Annotated in this window: 13 protein-coding genes; 6 read left to right on the forward strand and 7 right to left on the reverse strand. The window is 45.7% G+C overall.

Going from position 1 to position 15,055, the window contains the following annotated elements; all coding sequences use genetic code 11:
* The first annotated feature begins 51 nt into the window (after positions 1–51).
* The 4 genes from BWI96_RS01225 (at position 52) to BWI96_RS01240 (ending at position 5,298) form a co-directional block, all read left to right on the forward strand.
* Positions 52–774 carry a sensor histidine kinase KdpD gene (locus tag BWI96_RS01225; RefSeq protein ID WP_106634877.1) on the forward strand — a complete coding sequence of 241 codons (723 nt, stop codon included), beginning with the start codon at positions 52–54 and terminating at the stop codon, positions 772–774.
* Complete coding sequence (locus BWI96_RS01230; protein ID WP_106634878.1) at positions 771–1,463, forward strand: response regulator transcription factor; 693 nt, start codon at positions 771–773, stop codon at positions 1,461–1,463. Before BWI96_RS01225 ends, BWI96_RS01230 begins: the two co-directional genes overlap by 4 nt.
* 100 nt (positions 1,464–1,563) lie before the next feature.
* The gene (locus tag BWI96_RS01235; protein WP_106635045.1) at positions 1,564–4,068 is read left to right on the forward strand and encodes a M14 metallopeptidase family protein; all 2,505 of its coding nucleotides are present in this window, start codon (positions 1,564–1,566) and stop codon (positions 4,066–4,068) included.
* Positions 4,069–4,209: 141 nt separating this feature from the next.
* Entirely contained in the window at positions 4,210–5,298 is a 1,089-nt protein-coding gene (locus BWI96_RS01240) for a S9 family peptidase (RefSeq protein ID WP_106634879.1), read from the forward strand.
* A 785-nt stretch (positions 5,299–6,083) separates the two neighbouring features.
* Here BWI96_RS01240 and BWI96_RS01245 read toward each other — a convergent pair.
* The 4 genes from BWI96_RS01245 to ligA all read right to left on the reverse strand — a co-directional run bounded on the left by BWI96_RS01245 (position 6,084) and on the right by ligA (position 9,858).
* Positions 6,084–6,509: a heavy metal-binding domain-containing protein gene (locus tag BWI96_RS01245; RefSeq protein WP_106634880.1), complete on the reverse strand. Its 426-nt coding sequence runs from the start codon at positions 6,507–6,509 to the stop codon at positions 6,084–6,086.
* On the reverse strand, positions 6,490–6,792 hold the full coding sequence (locus BWI96_RS01250) for a Dabb family protein (protein ID WP_106634881.1): 303 nt from the start codon (positions 6,790–6,792) through the stop codon (positions 6,490–6,492). Before BWI96_RS01250 ends, BWI96_RS01245 begins: the two co-directional genes overlap by 20 nt.
* Before the next feature lie 35 nt (positions 6,793–6,827).
* Positions 6,828–7,709: a 4-hydroxy-tetrahydrodipicolinate synthase gene (gene dapA / locus BWI96_RS01255; protein ID WP_106634882.1), complete on the reverse strand. Its 882-nt coding sequence runs from the start codon at positions 7,707–7,709 to the stop codon at positions 6,828–6,830.
* Positions 7,710–7,812: 103 nt separating this feature from the next.
* A complete protein-coding gene (ligA, locus tag BWI96_RS01260; protein ID WP_106634883.1) occupies positions 7,813–9,858 on the reverse strand; it encodes an NAD-dependent DNA ligase LigA in 2,046 nt (681 codons plus the stop codon).
* 166 nt (positions 9,859–10,024) lie between these two features.
* Here ligA and rpe point away from each other — a divergent pair, with 166 nt between their 5' ends.
* Positions 10,025–10,675: a ribulose-phosphate 3-epimerase gene (gene rpe, locus BWI96_RS01265; RefSeq protein WP_106634884.1), complete on the forward strand. Its 651-nt coding sequence runs from the start codon at positions 10,025–10,027 to the stop codon at positions 10,673–10,675.
* A 102-nt stretch (positions 10,676–10,777) separates the two neighbouring features.
* Here the strand turns inward: rpe and BWI96_RS01270 are convergent, their stop codons facing one another.
* The gene (locus tag BWI96_RS01270) at positions 10,778–11,203 is read right to left on the reverse strand and encodes a GNAT family N-acetyltransferase (protein ID WP_106634885.1); all 426 of its coding nucleotides are present in this window, start codon (positions 11,201–11,203) and stop codon (positions 10,778–10,780) included.
* Positions 11,204–11,460: 257 nt separating this feature from the next.
* On the opposite strand from BWI96_RS01270, the gene BWI96_RS01275 reads away from it, so the two are divergent.
* Complete coding sequence (locus tag BWI96_RS01275; RefSeq protein WP_106634886.1) at positions 11,461–11,892, forward strand: DoxX family protein; 432 nt, start codon at positions 11,461–11,463, stop codon at positions 11,890–11,892.
* A gap of 94 nt (positions 11,893–11,986) precedes the next feature.
* Here the strand turns inward: BWI96_RS01275 and BWI96_RS01280 are convergent, their stop codons facing one another.
* Together BWI96_RS01280 and BWI96_RS01285 are read right to left on the reverse strand one after the other, a co-directional pair.
* Positions 11,987–14,410, reverse strand: a complete 2,424-nt coding sequence (locus BWI96_RS01280; protein ID WP_106634887.1) for a TonB-dependent receptor — start codon at positions 14,408–14,410, stop codon at positions 11,987–11,989.
* A gap of 208 nt (positions 14,411–14,618) precedes the next feature.
* Complete coding sequence (locus tag BWI96_RS01285; RefSeq protein ID WP_157830164.1) at positions 14,619–15,005, reverse strand: hypothetical protein; 387 nt, start codon at positions 15,003–15,005, stop codon at positions 14,619–14,621.
* Positions 15,006–15,055: the final 50 nt, after the last annotated feature.

Raw genomic sequence — 15,055 nt, forward strand, 5'->3', positions numbered from 1 at the left:
CCACAAATCCTGTTTTCAGTTTTTCTATTAGGGTTAACATCCGGGGCCTTTTTGTTGGTTTTTAAAAGTTTAGAACAACAGCAACAATTAACCCAACTAAAGAACGACTTTATTAGTAATGTTAGTCACGAATTAAAAACGCCGATTTCGACGGTTAGCGTCGCCATTGAAGCTCTGAGTAGTTTTGATGCTTTGAAAGACCCTCATCGCACCAAAGAGTATTTAGCCATTTCTCAAATGGAACTCAACCGACTGAATTTACTGGTTGATCATGTGCTCCGAACCGCTTTATTCGATCAGAAACAGCAGATCTATCAATTTGAGGAGATTAATCTTTCCAGTCTGATCGAAGAAATTCTGCATTCACTAAAATTTCAGTTTGAGAAACACCAGGCACAAGTCGATTTTCATCCATCTGGCTCTAACTTTAGGGTTACTGCCGACCGCATTCACCTGACCAATGTGATTTACAATCTGATCGACAATGCCCTGAAATACAGCAATAATCAACCTAGGGTTACCCTTCATCTGGAAGATCAGGGCGAGCAATTAGTAGTACGGATTCAGGACGAAGGCATTGGTATTCCCCCTCAGTATCAGCAACAGGTTTTTGAGAAATTTTTCCGCGTACCTACCGGAAATATTCATAATGTGAAAGGACACGGTTTGGGCCTGAATTACGTCCATCAGGTGATGGGAGCTCACGGCGGGACGGTTACTCTTCACAGCGAACCAGGTCAGGGTAGTACTTTTGTTCTGTATTTTAAGCGATGAAAACTAAAATATTATACGTAGAAGACGAGCCTTTTCTGGGCCGAATTGTCAAGGAAAGTCTGGAAAGTCGTGAGCTGGAAGTCAATATGGTAACCGATGGATTGGCCGTACTTCCTGAACTTGAACAGTTCCTTCCCGACCTCTGTGTACTGGATGTGATGTTACCCAACCTGGACGGATTTTCCGTTGCCCGGGAAATTCGGCAGCGTCACCCCCACTTACCCATTCTTTTTCTAACCGCTAAAACGCAGGTGGAAGATGTCGTTCAGGGCTTCGGGGTGGGTGGAAATGATTACCTCCGCAAGCCCTTTAGCATGGAAGAACTGATCGTTCGGATTGATAACCTTCTGCGGATGAAGCTCAACTCCCCTTTTTCGACCCCTAAAAGTACTCAGGCGATTCCGCTTGGAAACTATGAATTCTGGCCGCAGAAATTCGAGCTTCGTTTACATGAGCACATTCGAAAGTTATCTCATCGCGAAAATGAATTACTGAAAATCCTCTCCGAAAATCGTCACCAAACCATTGCCCGCAAAGAAATTCTGATGCGGGTTTGGGGCGATGACTCTTTCTTTAATTCAAGAAACCTTGACGTGTACATTACCCGTTTGCGGGAATATTTACGGGAAGATCAACAGCTTCAACTGGTGACAATCAAGGGCGTTGGTTACCACTTCATCACGGATTAATTCACTTTAGTCGCTTTGCCAATGATCTTTTGGAAGGATTAGATAATTAGGGAAGAAAATTCTTTTAATTTTGAATTTTCCGAACAATTTATTCATCGGCATGAAGAAGATTTCCCTTTCCTTACTTTTAACCTTCTTTGCGTTACAAAGTTTTGCACAGCTTTCTCCCAAAGAATTTTTAGGTTACGAACCCGGTACCACCCGTTGTACCCCCCATTACCGCGTTTTAGCTTACTTCGAGTATCTCGCTCAGCAGTTTCCTAAACAAATTAAGCTCCAGAATTACGGCACCAGTTACGAAAACCGTCCTTTGATGGTAGCCGTGCTGGCTTCGGAAGAAAACTTTCCCCAACTGGAAACCATCCGTACCAATCACTTAAAATCGATTGGTTTGATGGAAGGCTCTGCTTCGGGCAAGTCGGTTCCCATCTCCTGGATGAGTTATAACATTCACGGTAACGAAAACGTGTCTTCCGAAGCCGCTATGATTGTAGCGTATAATCTGCTGAAAGGGGATAGCAAAGAGGTGCTGAAAAACACAATCGTTGTGATTGACCCTTGTGTGAACCCTGATGGCTATGACCGCTACGTGAATGGGTACAACCAGCGTTTAGGCAGCATGGCTAACGCCTATGCCAATGCCTGGGAACACACCGAGCCCTGGCCCGGTGGACGTATGAATCACTATATGTTCGACCTGAACCGCGACTGGGCCTGGATGGTGCAGAAAGAAAGTCAGGCTCGTAACAACCTGTATCAGCAGTGGATGCCGCACGTTTTTGCGGATTTTCATGAGCAGGGCATTAACTCACCTTATTTCTTTACGCCTCCCGCCAAACCCGTTCATCAGGACGTAACGAGCTGGCAACGGGAGTTCCAGACCATCATCGGTGATTACAACCGCAAGACCTTTGATAAGAATGGCTGGTTGTACTTCACGCGTGAAAACTTCGATTTATTCTACCCCAGCTACGGCGATACCTACCCTACCTTCAACGGTGCCATCGGTATGACCTTCGAGCAGGCAGGTAATGGCCGGGCAGGTTTAGCCATCATCAAAGCCGATGGCGATACCCTGACCCTGAAAGAGCGGATTAGTCACCACGTTGCGGCGAGTAAAGCCACCATGGAAGCCCTTTCAGCCAATGCGGACAAAGCTTCTTCTGAGTTCATTAAATTCTTTACAAACGCTAAAAATAACCCCACGGGCACGTATAAGAGCTACGTAATCAAGACGAAAGGCGATGAAGGTAAAGTAAAAGCTTTTACCAACTACCTGACGAAAATGGGCTTTCAGTACGGGTACGCCGAGAAATCGCTAAACCTGTCTGGTGCTTACTCTTTTGTGGATGATAAGTCAGCGAATGCGGGTGTGGAAGCCGGAGATATCATCATCAGCACCTCTCAGCCTCGCTCCACATTCCTGAAAATCCTGATGGAGCCTAAAACTTCGCTGGAAGATTCTGTTACCTACGATATTACCTCCTGGGCTTTGCCTTACGCCTATGGTTTGAAGGCTTTCGCAACGAAAGACAAGCTGGCTTTCACAACGACCAAGCCGGCGGCAACGGATAAACCAACGGCTGACGTTGCTAAACCCTACGCTTATTTATTACGCTGGAGTTCGCACGAAGATGCTCACGTATTAGCTCATTTGTTCCGTAAGAAAGTCCGGGCTCGGGTGGCTACGAAGCCTTTTGAAGTAGACGGTCAGAAATACGGAATCGGCACGGTCATTATTACACGTGGCGAAAATACAAAGCTGGGAGATGCCTTTGATTCGATCATCAAAGAAGAAGCAGAACACCAGAAAATCAGCCTGATCCCGGTAGCGACGGGTTACGTAACCAACGGCCCTGACTTTGGCTCTAACTACGTTTCTCAGCTAAAAGCACCCAAAGTGGCTATCCTGACGGGCGAAGGAACCTCTCCTTACGCCGTGGGCGAGGTTTGGCACTACTTCGATCAACAACTGCATTACCCCGCCACAATGATTGGCACCAACGATTTTATGGGTGTGAATCTGGCTGATTTCGATGTACTCATTCTGGCAAACGGTAACTACGGTCGCGTATTGAATGAAGCGGCTGTTACTAAAGTTCGTACCTGGATTCAGGCAGGCGGTAAGCTGATTGCTCTCGAAGGGGCGGTTTCGGCCCTGGCGGGTAAAGATGGTTTCAGCATTACGAAAAAAGAAAGCAAGAAAGAAGGAAAAGAATCGGCAGAAGATAATCTGAAACAATTTGGTAACCGCGAACGCGAATCAGTTTCAACGGATACGCCCGGTGCGATTTACAAATTCACGATTGATCCTACGCATCCACTCGGTTACGGGTTACCTTCGTATTACCATGGTCTGGTTTTATCTACCACCGAATACGAATTCCTGAAAGATGGCTGGAATGTAGGTTACCTGAAAAAAGGCCCAGCCGTGGCGGGTTTTGTAGGTAACGAAGCTAAGAAACGACTGGAAAACACCTTAATGTTCGGTACGCAGGATATGGGTCGCGGGCAGGTAGTGTATCTGGTAAATAACCCTCTATTCCGTGGCTTCTGGTATCAGGGTAAACTGGTATTCGCTAACGCTGTATTTATGGTTAATTAATCACGAATACTACATTCTAAAAAAGCTCGGCTCTTGGAGTCGAGCTTTTTTATTGGTAAGCCCTATGATTTGCAAGGTAACCAACGTATCTTAAACTTATTACCAATAATCAATAATTTTCACCTAAATCAACCTAATCGAATGAGACTATTTCTTCTTTTGAGTTTATTATGCATTTCAGGAATTAGTTCCGGTCAGAAAACCAGGAAGTATCACGAAGAGGATGTGAGCTTCTGGAATAAAACGGATTCTGTTCAACTACACGGTACGTTAACCATTCCTACGACTGGTAAAAAATTTCCCGTAGTGTTACTAATCACCGGCTCCGGCCCGCAGGATCGCAATGAGACTATTTTAGGCCATAAACCTTTCAAAGCCATTGCCGAGTATTTGGGAGATCGCGGATTTGCTGTATTGCGTTACGATGATCGCGGGGGTGGAAAAATGAATAAAGTTTTCACCAATGCAACGATTGATAACTTCATTAAAGATGCCTCGGCTGGCGTAGATTTCCTGAAAACCAGAACAGAAATTAATCCTAAAAAGATTGGTTTATTGGGACACAGTGAAGGCGGCAGTGTAGCTCCTGTCGTAGCAACCCAGCGAAAAGACATTGCGTTTGTGGTATTAATGGCCGCTCCCGGGGTGAAACACATGGAGTTAATGAAGCAGCAAAACCGCGATTTATTCCGGGGAATGAAGCTGGATTCGACAGCGATTGAAACATACGTGAATGACTATTACGAAGACGTTTTCTCTGGTTTTGGAAAAGGTCTGGATAGTACCCAGCAATCTCAGTTAATCAGTGCCAAACTGGATCTTCTACGACAAAAATTATCAGAGAAGCAGTTATTTAATTTCATGATTCCAGCGAAGGATAAAGAAGCCCCTTACATTCGTCAGGTGTATCAGACTTCGCATGGGAAATGGTTCCAACAATTCATCAATTTCGATCCCTCTATTTACTTAGAGCAATTAACGGTTCCTACCCTGGCAGTCAATGGCACCAAAGACGTACAGGTTAATGCAGATTTAAACCTTCGGAGAATCGAAAAATCGTTGAAAAAGGCGGGTAATAAAAATTATAAAATCGTAAAATTAGAAGGATTAAACCACCTGATGCTGCCCGCAAAAACAGGATTACCGCAGGAATACGCTACCATCAAAGGCGACATTGATCCTGCATTTTTGGAAACGGTTTATCACTGGTTACACGGAATTTATCCTTAATTTAATGTTTTGCAACTCTATGATGTCAACTTGGGCAAGTAATACCCGTCCTGTTTGTATCTCTTCCTCCATTTAATTCGCCCCTGCCGATGCCAGCTTTTTTGCTGTCATCCACCTGGTAAGGTATTAGCCACGTTGTTGTACTTTCCTCTATAAAACAGGATGGTTAATAACCACTTTACTTTCTTTATTCTACTCAGTGTATTATAGTCAATGATGCCAGCGAAAAAGCTGGCATCGGCAATTCCAGCTAGCTGTTTTATAATTAAATGTTGGCTTTTTTTATCTACCTATATAGTACTCTCGTGCTTTTCTTAATAAACAGGACGACTGATAACCACCCTCTTTATCTATCTCCCTCCCTTAAATTGGCCCTGCCGATGCCAGCTTTTTGCTGGCATCCACCTGGTAAGGTATTAGCTACACTGTTGTGCTTTCTTTTATAAAATAGAACGGCTGATAACCCTCCCGTTTCTATATTCTTCGCAGTTTACTAAAGTCGATGATGCCAGCGTAAAAGCTGGCATCGGCAGATTCAGTTAGCTGTTTTATACGTAGCTGTTTGCTTTGCTTGCTGTTATCCAACTGTAGCTATTATCCTCAATGGTATAGCCCTGTCTTTCCTTCTTCTAAATTACGAACAGGACGGTTATGAGCCGTCCTGTCTGTGATCTTTTATCCATTTACTATGGTAGTAATGCCAGCAAAAAAGCCGGCATCGGTAGGCTTGATTAGCGGTTTTTTAGTCAGACGCCAGCTTTTTTAGGGCATCCAGCCGACAGGTATTAGTCGCCTCGGTATAGCACCGCCGTGCCTTCCATGATGTACCCATTCGAAGTGGCCGTGGTGTAATACTTGTACTTTACGTCCATAACGGCGTTGGCACCCAAAGCTTCGGCTTTCTTTACTAACATTTCAGTCAGCCGGTTTTTCTGGCGGGCGTCATTCCCCCGACCTACCATAGGGCCACGGGTTTTTCGCTGCTCTTCCGTCAGTAACATTTCTTCCTGAATGCTCACCTGATCAATTACCTGAAAAGGACGATCGGGCTTTTTATCGTTCTCCCAGAAAACATCCAGATCGTACTTCGGATTTCTTCTGATGGGAACGGAGGGGCTAAAGCAACTTACGACACTCCAGGAAATCAGAATCATTCCCAGAGCCTGTAAGCTACGTTTTCTCAACGGACGATTAAATGCTTTCTGAATCATAAATCAGTACACGATCCCAGTATTGTTTGCAAGTTTCAACAAACTTCAGGTGAATGGGTGCAACCTGATACACATCGTGAGCGGCTTCGTCTTTGAAAACGGTTAGCAGGCAATAATCATACGAACGATCAATCACGGGGCGATCCGTTGCCGCAGGCTTTCCTACATTAAACACTTCAATCCCTTCCACATTTTTCAATGAAGAAACCCCCTCTTCAAACTTCGCACGATCTTCCGCCGAGAGGCCTTCTTTCAACCAGAAATTAACTACGTGTACAAACATTACTAGATTTCTTTAAAGATTTAGTTACCAGAATATTATTTCAAAAGATCTCTCTGAAGAACCTTCATTTGACGCTCCTTTAAATCTTCGGATGTCTTCATCAAAGGCAGACGAACGTCGGAGGAAATAATACCCAATGACTCCAAGATGCCTTTAACCCCTACCGGGTTGCCTTCTTCGTATAATAAAGGATCGATATCCAAAAATGAACCTAATCCTTTACGAGCAGTAGCAAAATCTCCGGCCAATGCCGAGTGAATGACGTTGCCGAATTCTTTAGGGAATGCATTGGCAATCACCGACATCACTCCTACGCCACCAATGCTGATAATGGGAACAGCCTGTACGTCATCACCGGAGATCAGCAGGAAGCCTTCGGGCATATCACGATAGATTTCCATGCATTGTTCGATGATGCAGGAAGCTTCTTTCATGCCGATAATATTGGGGTGTTGAGCCAGCTCTACTACTGTTGCACTGGTCATGTTAATACCCGTCCGGCCCGGGATGTTATACATGATAACAGGTACCGGAGAGGCATCCGCCACAGCCTTATAATGAGCAATAACACCCTGTTTACCGGGCTTGTTATAATACGGACAAACCGACAGAATGGCATCAACTCCCGAGAAATCAATCTTCTGGATCTGATCAACCACCTTGGCTGTTACGTTACCACCCACCCCATAAACGATAGGAAGCTTACCGGAGTTGTGTTCCTTTACAAACTGTAAAATTTCGGCTTTTTCAGCGTCCGTCGTCGTCGCTGATTCGCCCGTCGTGCCCTGAATCACGAGGTAATCTACCCCTCCGTCAGTCACGTGCTGGATCATTCGTTCAAGACCCGCCCAGTCGATGGAGCCGTCTTCATTAAAGGGAGTAACTAAGGCGACTCCAACGCCGTGAAATTTGTTCATAAAAAGTGTTGCCGCTGGAAGATCGTTGATCGTGGCTAGTTATTTGTTGTTAGTTTTAAAATATGCCAACAACGAACAACCAGTCACGAACAACTATACTCCGCTAAACTAGTAAATCTAAAAATTCTTCTATCGTAATTAACTGTACATTCAACTTCTTAGCTTTATCGACCTTCGAAGCTCCGGGTTTTTCGCCGACAATCAGGTAATTCAATTTACCCGAAACCCCACTCAATACTTTCCCGGCGTGGGCTTCTATTAATCGTTCGAGATCTTCCCGTTCAAAGTTCTGGAAAGTTCCGGTGTAGAGAAACGTTTTTCCTAAAAGTTTATCACTTAATTGCTCAACAATGGCTTCCTGACCTACCGTCATCTGCAAGCCGGCAGCCTTTAGTTGATCCACCAACGCCCGGTTGTCGGCATCCTGGAAAAACTCTACCACACTCTGGGCAATCCTTCCTCCGATTTCGGGAACGGCGGCCAGTGCTTCAGCCGTGGCATTTTCAATGGCTTCGATGGTTTTGAAATAACGAGCCAGTTTCTGAGCACCCGTTTCTCCGACGTAGCGAATACCAATGGCAAAAAGCACCCGTTCAAAAGGAACGGATTTCGAGGCCTCAATCGCATTCAGGATGGATTGCGTTGTTTTTTCCCGAAAACCAATCTTTTTACTCTTTCCCGTTTCAGGATCGGTGATTACCTTTTCTAAACCAAAAAGTGTTTCGTAAGATAACGTATAAAAATCGGCAACCGTTCGTACCAGTCCTTTTTCGTATAATAATTCTATTTTCCCTTCCCCCAGACTATCCATATTCATGGCTTTTCGCTGAATGAAGTGTTCCAGTCGAGCCCGAATCTGCGGCGGACAACCTTTTTCATTAGGGCATAAGCGAGCGACTTCGCCCTCCCGCTGAATCAGTGGCGTGCCACAAACGGGACAGGTCGTGGGATAATGAATTACTTCGGAAGCTTCGGGACGCTTCTCCAGGTTTACTCCGGTAATTTTCGGAATAATCTCCCCACCTTTTTCGACAAACACGTGATCGCCTAGACGTAGGCCCAGCCGCTCAATTTCGTTGGCATTGTGCAGACTGGCTCGTTTCACAACGGTTCCGGCCAGTAACACGGGCGTCAGGTTAGCGACTGGCGTAACTGCACCCGTCCGTCCAACCTGATAACTGATGGAACGAAGCGTCGTTTCCACCGATTCGGCCTTGAACTTATAAGCAATAGCCCAACGTGGTGATTTCGACGTATAACCCAATTCGCGTTGCTGGGCAAACGAGTTTACCTTCACCACAATCCCGTCGGTATTCAGGGGCAGATCAAAACGTTTGGTTTCCCATTCGTGAATGTAGGCCATAACTTCCTGGATGCTCGAACATTTCCGCCAGGTCGGTGAAACATTAAACCCCCACCGCTGCAAGGCCAGCAGGCTTTCTTCGTGGGTATTAAAAATCTCGGTATCAGCCAGAAAGGAATATAGATAGCAATCCAGTCGACGGCGGGCCACCTCACCTGAATCCTGCAATTTAAACGTTCCGGCGGCGGCATTCCTTGGATTCATCAGGGCTTCTTCACCAATATCCACGCGTTCCTGATTCAGCTTATTAAACGAAATCAGAGGCATATAGCCTTCGCCCCGTACTTCAAAAATGGGTGGTACATCTTCGGCTTCGATATGATGAGGTAAAGTCCGCAGTGTCTTGACATTGTTGGTAATATCGTCCCCCCGGGTTCCATCGCCTCGGGTTACCCCGGCGGTCAGAAGTCCATTCTCGTAACGGATCGACAGCGAAATTCCGTCGAATTTCTGTTCACAGATAAACTCAACGGGTTCATCTGGAATGATTTTCCGAATCCGTTCTTCCCATTCCAGTACTTCCTCTTCGTTGTACGTATTTGAAAGTGAAAGCATTGGGTAGCGGTGCTGAACGGTCTTGAATTCTTTCGAAACCGTCCCGCCTACGTGTTGCGTGGGCGAACCTTTGTGCTTGAACTCGGGGTATTGTAACTCCAGTTGCGTGAGTTCCTGGAGTAGCTGGTCGAAATCATAATCAGAAACTTCCGAGATGGCGTCCTGATAATATCGTTGATTGAGGTAGTGTAGCCGTTGTGTCAGCTCGTCAATGCGTTGCTGGGGATTCATTCTTTACTGGTTTACAGGTCTCGAAATTTGAATGGTGAAGTAGTGGCCTCACCGAAAATCATTCAGGCGAAAGAAGAAACTTCAGATAGGTTCCCTCCAAAATCACCCGCCGAGAACTGATTTTTTACAAAGGTACTTTTCTGACGGAAAAATTTACCTTTGTGCTATGAAAACGCCTTTAATTGCTCCTTCAGTCCTTGCCTCTGACTTCGCGAACTTGCAGCGGGAAATCGAAATGCTGAACCGTTCGGAAGCCGACTGGATTCATTTTGATGTAATGGATGGTGTCTTTGTACCGAATATTTCCTTCGGTATTCCCGTCCTCGAAGCCGTTAAGAAGTACGCTCAGAAACCCATTGACGTGCATTTGATGATCACGCAACCCGAGCGTTACATCGAGACCTTCCAGAAAGCCGGGGCCGATGTCATCACGGTTCATTACGAAGCCTGCACGCACTTACACCGAACCATCCAGCAAATTAAAGATACGGGGTGTAAGGCCGGAGTGGCCCTCAATCCTCATACGCCAGTAGAGTTACTGGAAAATGTGCTGGAAGATTTGGATATGGTATTGATCATGTCTGTTAATCCCGGTTTTGGAGGACAAAAATTCATTAACCGCACCTTCCAGAAGCTCAACCAGCTGAGTGAAATGCGGGAGACGCTGAATAAAGACCTGTTAATTGAAGTAGATGGCGGCGTAAATGCCTCCAACGCGAAAAAATTACTGGAACACGGAGTCAATGTATTAGTAGCCGGGAATTTTGTTTTCTCTTCTGAAAACCCAGAGCAGACAATTGCTGAACTGAAGAAATAATTGTCGTATTCCCTCATGTAACCACCCCAAAGACAACAGCGTTACGTACATCGCTGCCAGCGGAAAAGCTGGCAGCTTTTTTTGACCCAATCTCGGACCAGTTTAAGCAAGCGACAGTAAAAAGTAACTTCCTTCCTCCGATTCACCCTGCTCCTGAATTTGCCACCCTTGCGACTGGTAAAACGCTAGAGCGTTCACGTTTTGTTCAAGGCATTTAAGCTGGGCAGGTCTCCCCATTCTGGCTAAGCAATGCGACAATAATTCCTTTCCAATTCCTCTGTTTGTGTAGGCTGAATCAATAAACAGATGATGAACAAAATTGGCTGGTGCATACCATGAAATAAATCCAATTGATTGGCCCTCACAAACCGCAACCAGAATTACTTCGTCAACCGTCGCTTGATCAAAATCATCTAGTGCATAATTTGCTGTATCGAGCCAGGTAAAGGTCTGTTGTCGTGACTTTAGATAAATTTGTCGAAGGTCATCGGTATGTTCATTCGCAAAAGCACAAACTTCGTAAATCATTGTAAAATTGTTTGTTATAAGAGAATCGTCAGATCAAGTTTGTAGAGCAGCAGACGATTCAACTCTCCGAAAGTTTAAATCAGGGCACGCTGCCTTTCGGGAAGTTATTACAAAGTGTTAAGTTAAATAGATTGCTGTTATCAGTATTCACAGCTATTCCCTACGCTCTATCGTAAATATCCTATAAAATAATCCATAAAAAACTTTTTATTATCCAATATTATTCTTAACTTTCATCTAATCAAACCAAGAAAGTTATGAGTACGATTGAACGTATAGAACATTGGGGCGATACACATCACCCCGTCTGGCTCGACGCCTTGCGAGTCGCTTTGGGTATCTTTCTTTTTACCCGGGGTATTTCCTTCTTAATGGATACCAATGGCATTGGGCCGCTTTTAACGCAGTCGAATTTCATTTGGTCCATGGCCGGAATTCATTACGTGGCCTTTGCTCATTTGTTCGGAGGTTTATTGATTGCTTTTGGTTGCATTACCCGTATTGCCGTTGCCTTTCAGATTCCAATTCTAGTAGTTGCTGTGTTTTTTGTTAATATTTCCCGGGGTTTCTCTTACATCAATTCGGAGTTGTGGCTGTCAATCCTGACCCTAGCTCTGCTGATTTTATTTTTAATCGTTGGCTCGGGAAGATTTTCCGTCGATCAATGGATGAAGTCTCACGTACATTGATCTTTTTTAGTGCCTTCAACCTTTGTTGAGTATGGTGGTAAAAGAAAACCCGAACGAAAATTCCGTTCGGGTTTTCTTTTGGATAATGATTCACTTAAAGTTTAACTTCAAAAGGTATTACCAGTTTGAAGCTCAGGTTACGCCCCATATTAAAGACGCCAACCCGACCCGTCCGCTGGTTTACATCCAGGTACTTCAAGCGGCTCTGGTGCGACTGATACGCTACGTCAAATACGTTATTAGCCGAAAAATAGAAGGAAGCCAGCGTCCGCTTGTTCTTGCTGACAAGGTCCGTTCCTAGCCCAATGTTCACTAACTGGTAACCCGGCGTAGCCGTTTCAGTGCCATACGCTTCCAGGAAACGATTCTGCTTCTGCGTTACTTCCAGGTCAACCGTTAGATAAAGATTACGCAGAAAATCCTTATATCGATCTTTGGTTAACTTCACTTGGGAAATCCAGCGGGGAGCGGGCATGAAGGGCAAGTATCGGGCAGCCGCTTCCTGAGCGGATAAATTGTCCCCAAATACGGCTGAATAACTTTGGGTGATGCTAAACCAGCGAGCGGCCTGTGGGTTGAACGTTACCGTTCCCTCTACTCCACGTAAACGGGCATTTCCCTGAGCATAACGATAAATAGGCACATTTCCGTTATACAATGTATCCTGCCCATTAGCTCCCTGCACTCGTTTGGAATACGTATAGTTTTTAATCGAATTCTGGAAAACGCTTAGATCTACGTACCAGTTTTTGTCTTCGTAGGTTAAGCCCAAATCACCCTGATACGCTACTTCAGGCACCGCATCCAGTTTCCCAATTTCATAGCGGAAGGTTCCGGCGTGAATGCCGTTCGAGGATAACTCAGGAACGGTGGGTGCCCGGAAACCACGAGAGCCATTAATCCGAACCGCCAGCTTGTCCGTCAGGTTATACACCCCACCGATACTCGCCGAAACATTCTGGTAATTTTTGTCAAAACCAGCGAAACGTTCGCTACCTGAGCCCTGAGGTGTTACCTGAAAATTACCATCGGGGTCAATGTATAACTTGCCAATATCCAGCAAACGAATGTCATAACGAACACCTCCCGATATTTTCAGCCGCTCATAACTCTTCTTGGCAAACATGAAAACCCCGTTATCGAAGAGATTGTAGTTTGGATACAACACCTGAAAGCCCTGGTTATCCAGTCGCTGGAACATCCCATTCGTACCCACGTTCACCTCCCAGTTATTCTTGGCGGCAAAGTTGTAACGAACGTCGTAATAATTCGTATAGAGATACAAATCCAGTTGTGATTCCCAGGGACGGGTTACGTCGCCATATTCACTCCGGCGGTTACGGGCCACACTGAATACTCCTGACAACGACGAGCCATTCGAGAAATTCAGCAGGTTATTCCAGGAAACTTTCTCATTAATCAGTCGCTGCGAGTTATACGGAATAAAATCCCGGCTGTTCAATTCCGCATCCGTTACAGGGCGATCTACTACTTCTCCGCTATTGTCCAGACTCGCCGTTGTAAATCGGCCTGATGCATCACGCGTTCCGTTGATGATGTTATACTTCTGATACGTCCGCAGGAAGTGAATGCGGGAATACCCCCACTTCTTATTTAAACCAAAATAACCATTGAAGTTAATGGGCTCCGTGAAATTGGAGGCAAACACCCGGCCATCGTAGGCATTGCGGTAATTTTTGGTGGACTTAGTGGAAGCCTGAGCCAGCCAGACGAACCCGTTTTTATTACCGGCCAATTGAGCAGAGATCCCGTAGAGATTATTGTTGGTCTGGTAGTTACTCAACACACGACCTACCATTTTGCCCTCTTCCACGGGGCGAGGCGATAACACGGACATCACGCCCCCCAAGCCATCCGAGCCGTACATGAGCGAACCCGCTCCGCGAATGATTTCGTACCGATCAATCGAATACTCATCAATCTGAATGCTGTGCTCTTCGCCCCACTGGTTATCCTCCTGACGAACGCCGTCGTGCATGGTAATCACCCGGTTAAAACCTAACCCGCGAATAATGGGCTTGCTCAAGCCCGCTCCCGTTGATACCTGCGACATCCCCGGCAGCTTAGCCACCGCATCGATCAGGTTGGTAGATGATTGTTGTAACAAACGAAGCTGGGTAATCGCCGCAATCGGAATGGGGCTTTCCTTGATCACCGTTTTTGTAGACGAGCCTGACACAATCACTTCTTCGAGCGACTGTGCCGCATTTTCCATCGTAAAATCTTTCGTGGTGGCTCCGTCAATCGTCACTTTTTCGATAACTGTACGGTGCGAAACATAACTTACCTGAACCGTGAACGTGCCTTTGGGTAAGTTAGAAATCCGATACGCCCCGTTTACATCTGAACTCGCTCCAATGCGGAGATCGGGAATGTAAATGGTGGCTCCGACAACGGTTTCGTTGTCTTCTTTGTGAATAATTTTTCCGGAAAGTGAATTTTGAGCCAGCAAGCTTCCCGAAATCAGGAAGCAGAAAAGTAAAAATAAATTTTTCATGAAGTTTATGCGGGAAAAAATGGACCACACACGAACTCACGCTGAGCAGACGGTACATGAATAAACCACCGCCTACGCAGGCAGAAAGCCCGTTTAGGGTATGAAGAGAAAAAAGAAAGACAGCAGAAATGAGTCGAATAACAAGTACAGACGAGCTCTGCGGAGCTATTCTCCGCAGCCACGAAAACGTACTTCTTTACCCGAAAAATTAACTCAGAGCCGGAGGCCCGCGATGGGAATAATACAGGAAGGGTCGCCGCAGGCGAATGCCCTGGTAAGCGATTACTAAAATGGAGACTTCAGCTAATACGACTAGCTGAAAATCAATGGATTCAAAATCCATTAACTCCAGAACGGGGTTTGACACCGCATCCAGCAGAAGTAACTCCAGTGAGGTATGGGAGTTAGGCTGAATGGGCCCTTTATTCTGGGATTTGAAGGGGTGAGCGTGAGAGATAATCCGCCCATCCGCCAGCCGGTGCCCGTGCCGAAACACTACCCCATTGACGAACATCACCGTAAACAGCACTAGAAAAAATCTAGCTGCTGGTTGCCGGTATAAGCTCCGCCAGGAAGGTTTGGATGACAGCGTCACGAGGAAGGTTCAAATCGGTTTACTACAAAAATAACAAAGGTTTTGACATT

The organism is Siphonobacter sp. SORGH_AS_0500, from assembly GCF_002838835.1.
Classification (GTDB): domain Bacteria; phylum Bacteroidota; class Bacteroidia; order Cytophagales; family Spirosomataceae; genus Siphonobacter.

Excerpts from the sequence above, each read along its gene's own strand:
- BWI96_RS01230 (WP_106634878.1), top strand. The coding sequence starts at position 771 with ATGAAAACTAAAATATTATACGTAGAAGACGAGCCTTTTCTGGGCCGA.
- BWI96_RS01235 (WP_106635045.1), top strand. The coding sequence starts at position 1,564 with ATGAAGAAGATTTCCCTTTCCTTACTTTTAACCTTCTTTGCGTTACAA.
- BWI96_RS01240 (WP_106634879.1), top strand. The coding sequence starts at position 4,210 with ATGAGACTATTTCTTCTTTTGAGTTTATTATGCATTTCAGGAATTAGT.
- BWI96_RS01245 (WP_106634880.1), bottom strand. The coding sequence starts at position 6,509 with ATGATTCAGAAAGCATTTAATCGTCCGTTGAGAAAACGTAGCTTACAG.
- BWI96_RS01250 (WP_106634881.1), bottom strand. The coding sequence starts at position 6,792 with ATGTTTGTACACGTAGTTAATTTCTGGTTGAAAGAAGGCCTCTCGGCG.
- dapA (WP_106634882.1), bottom strand. The coding sequence starts at position 7,709 with ATGAACAAATTTCACGGCGTTGGAGTCGCCTTAGTTACTCCCTTTAAT.
- ligA (WP_106634883.1), bottom strand. The coding sequence starts at position 9,858 with ATGAATCCCCAGCAACGCATTGACGAGCTGACACAACGGCTACACTAC.
- rpe (WP_106634884.1), top strand. The coding sequence starts at position 10,025 with ATGAAAACGCCTTTAATTGCTCCTTCAGTCCTTGCCTCTGACTTCGCG.
- BWI96_RS01270 (WP_106634885.1), bottom strand. The coding sequence starts at position 11,203 with ATGATTTACGAAGTTTGTGCTTTTGCGAATGAACATACCGATGACCTT.
- BWI96_RS01275 (WP_106634886.1), top strand. The coding sequence starts at position 11,461 with ATGAGTACGATTGAACGTATAGAACATTGGGGCGATACACATCACCCC.
- BWI96_RS01280 (WP_106634887.1), bottom strand. The coding sequence starts at position 14,410 with ATGAAAAATTTATTTTTACTTTTCTGCTTCCTGATTTCGGGAAGCTTG.